This is a genomic window from Rhodococcus sp. P3_B8 (assembly GCF_056402775.1).
The window spans coordinates 1-2576 of record NZ_JBFUGT010000537.1 but is presented as its reverse complement, the minus strand read 5'-3'; the positions used below and the strand labels follow the sequence as shown (position 1 = coordinate 2576).

At 68.9% G+C, this 2576-nt stretch carries 3 protein-coding genes and 1 pseudogene; 1 reads left to right on the top strand and 3 read right to left on the bottom strand.

All coding sequences use genetic code 11. From position 1 onward, the window contains the following. From AC1D1G_RS44205 to AC1D1G_RS44195, 3 genes are all read right to left on the bottom strand, one after another. Positions 1-1093: hypothetical protein (locus AC1D1G_RS44205; protein WP_477956825.1), on the bottom strand; the 1093-nt coding region annotated here is incomplete at its 3' end. Next, positions 1090-1419 carry a type VII secretion target gene (locus AC1D1G_RS44200; protein WP_317567454.1) on the bottom strand — a complete coding sequence of 110 codons (330 nt, stop codon included), beginning with the start codon at positions 1417-1419 and terminating at the stop codon, positions 1090-1092. The genes AC1D1G_RS44205 and AC1D1G_RS44200, both read right to left, overlap by 4 nt. Before the next feature lie 59 nt (positions 1420-1478). Further along, positions 1479-2186 carry a TetR/AcrR family transcriptional regulator gene (locus tag AC1D1G_RS44195; RefSeq protein WP_283354350.1) on the bottom strand — a complete coding sequence of 236 codons (708 nt, stop codon included), beginning with the start codon at positions 2184-2186 and terminating at the stop codon, positions 1479-1481. A gap of 221 nt (positions 2187-2407) precedes the next feature. On the opposite strand from AC1D1G_RS44195, the pseudogene AC1D1G_RS44190 reads away from it, so the two are divergent. After that, positions 2408-2576, top strand: a pseudogene (locus AC1D1G_RS44190) (amino acid permease); the annotation flags it as partial.

Genomic DNA, 2576 nt, shown 5'->3' with positions numbered 1-2576 from the left:
GAGGTACGGAACCGCTACCCGCGGAGACGCTTCCGCCCGCGCCGCCGCCGTACATGCCGATGCCCGCGCCGCCGGCGATGCCCACTGCACCCGGAACTCCGCCCGATGCCCCGTGTGCGGGGGTGACGGCGGATTTCGCCGACAGGGCGTCGGCAGGCAGATCGGACGAGGAGACACTCGCCGCCTGGGTGCTCGCCGACACCAGGTCGCCGACACTGTCGGTGACGGTGGAGATCATCGGTTTGCCCACACCCTCGATCACGGTGGACGCGATGGCGAACGGTGACGCCGGTGCGGCTCCCGACACGGCTCCGGGCGCCGGGGGCGGCGGTACCGGAACCGGGGCGGCCAGACCGTTCATCGTGAGGGTCTGTTCGTTGAGTTCGGTGCGCGTCTGCGTCACGACCCCGATGGCCGCCTTCAGGTGCTCGGCGGCGGACGCGAGCAGCATCGCCTGCCCGGGCGGCGTCATCACCATCGGCGCGGCAGCGACCGCGGTCGCCGCGAACGACTCCGAAATCGTCATGAGGTTCGCGTTGCCCCGCGCCACGGACGCCGCGGCGGTCTGCGTGGTAGCCGAGATCTCCGTGCCGCGTTCGCTCAGTTCCGTGCCGCTCGTCTGAGCCTGCAGGCCCTGCGACTGCGCTGCCTGCGCTGCCTGGCTCTGCCAGATCTGGTCGAGCACCTTCAGCCCCGACAGGCTCATCGACATCGCCTGGTCGATCATGCCCGAGGACATGTCGAGCAGCGATGTCGGATCGAACGAGCCGAACGTGCCGGTGCCGAAACTCCCGGCGAGATCGGTGAGCGGCTTGAACAATTCGTCCACACCCGGCAGTCCGGGCAGCCCGTGCCCCTGCAGCAGCGCCTCCACCGGGTTCGGCGGCAGTGGAGGCAGCGGCGGAAGGGCCGGTAGCGGCGGCAGGTCACCGAGCGGCGCTTCGAGGAACGGGCCGAGCGGAGAGTTCTGCAGGGCCTCGAGCGGAGTGCTCGGCAGTGGCGTCGCGAGGGCGTCGCCGACGGGCGTTCCCTGGATCAGGTCGAGGATCGATCCGTGCTCCGCAGGGTGCCCGGCGGGTTCGGGGGACGTCATGCGAGGCCCCCGATTCCGTCGCGGACGCCGCCGAGCGCAGCGCCGTTGGCGCCGTCGACGGAGTCGTAGGAATCGGCGGTGGCATGCGCCGCGATCGCGGTCTGCGCGTAGTGAGACGCGAGTTCGGCGACCGACCTGGCGTGATTTGCCTGTGCGGCGGCGAACGACGCGAGGAAGTCGGCGCCGATCGGGCCGAACACGGGCGCGAGTGCCGCGAGATTCGCGCCGAGATCGAGTGCGGCGGCGCTGCTGATCTGTTCGGCGGCCTGCGCAGCGGTGGCGCCGTAATTCCTGATGCCGTCCGTGACGACAAAGACATCGCTCAAGATAACCCCCCAGTGATAAGCGTTCGCCAGACTTTATCTCACGGGCCCGACGTGCACGGCTAGAGGCGAAGGGGTGTTCCGCCCGCCGTCTCAGCGAGCAGTGCCCGCGACTTCGCCCGGATTTCGTCCATCGGCTTCGTCCATCCGAGGGCGCGGAGGCAGGCGTCGGCGAGGAGTCCGGCGGCACCCTCGTTCTCGGGCCCGGGAAGCAGTCCGCGTTCGATGTCGGCGCGGGTTGCGATGGCGCTCTCGACTATTCGGAACGGCAGGTCGGTCAGGGCGGGGGAGGTGTCGCCTGAATCGTCGGTGATTTCCGTGAGGGCCTGGTCCGCCAGCTGCCGGTAGTGCCGGCGCAGCAGGGTTCGCTGGGCGCGGAACGGCTCGAATCGATCGGTCAGCAGTTCCGGAAGAAGATACAGCGCACCGAGGTTCCATGTGGTGGCGGTGAGTTGCGTGACGTCGTAGGTGGCCAGCGCGTGCAGGCGCACCGTGGCGGGCGCGGCGGCGTCGGCGAGCCGCCCCGCCGCGGCGAGCGCGGGGGACACCGTCTCCTCGAGGAGCGCCACCAGGATCTCCTCCTTGTTGGGGAAGTGGTGGTAGAGCGATGCCTGCCGGATACCGACCATCTCGGCGATCTGCCGGGTCGAGGTGGCCGCGAAACCCTTGGTGGTGAACAACTCTCCGGCGGCGTCGAGTATCTCCTCGGGAGTGGTCTGCCCTGGTCTGCGCTGACTGGTCAGTCGGGGTCGTCCCGGCCCTGTGGTCACCGCTCCATGATGTCAGGTCGCTCTCGGGAAGGGCGGTCTCCACCCGCAGTGAGGGTTTCGTCACGCTCCCGAAACGTAGGCAACGATGCTGTTACGGCCGGCGGCGATCTGGATACGCGGGCGTCACCCATCGAGGCCCTTCCGCGAGAAAACTATCGAGCGACAGATATTGCTCTCGCCGAAGGAGTAAGCCCTTGAGTACACCCACAAGGACTGCGCAAGTGCTGACCGCGCCGGCCGCACCTCCCCGCCCGTCCGGCGGAACCGGCGTCGACGACACGGGCGACCTCGGCGAATTCGGCTACGAGCAGCAACTTCACCGTTCCCTGGGTAAGTTCGCGTCGTTCGCCGCCGGCTTCTCGTTCGTCTCCATCCTCACCACCATCTTCC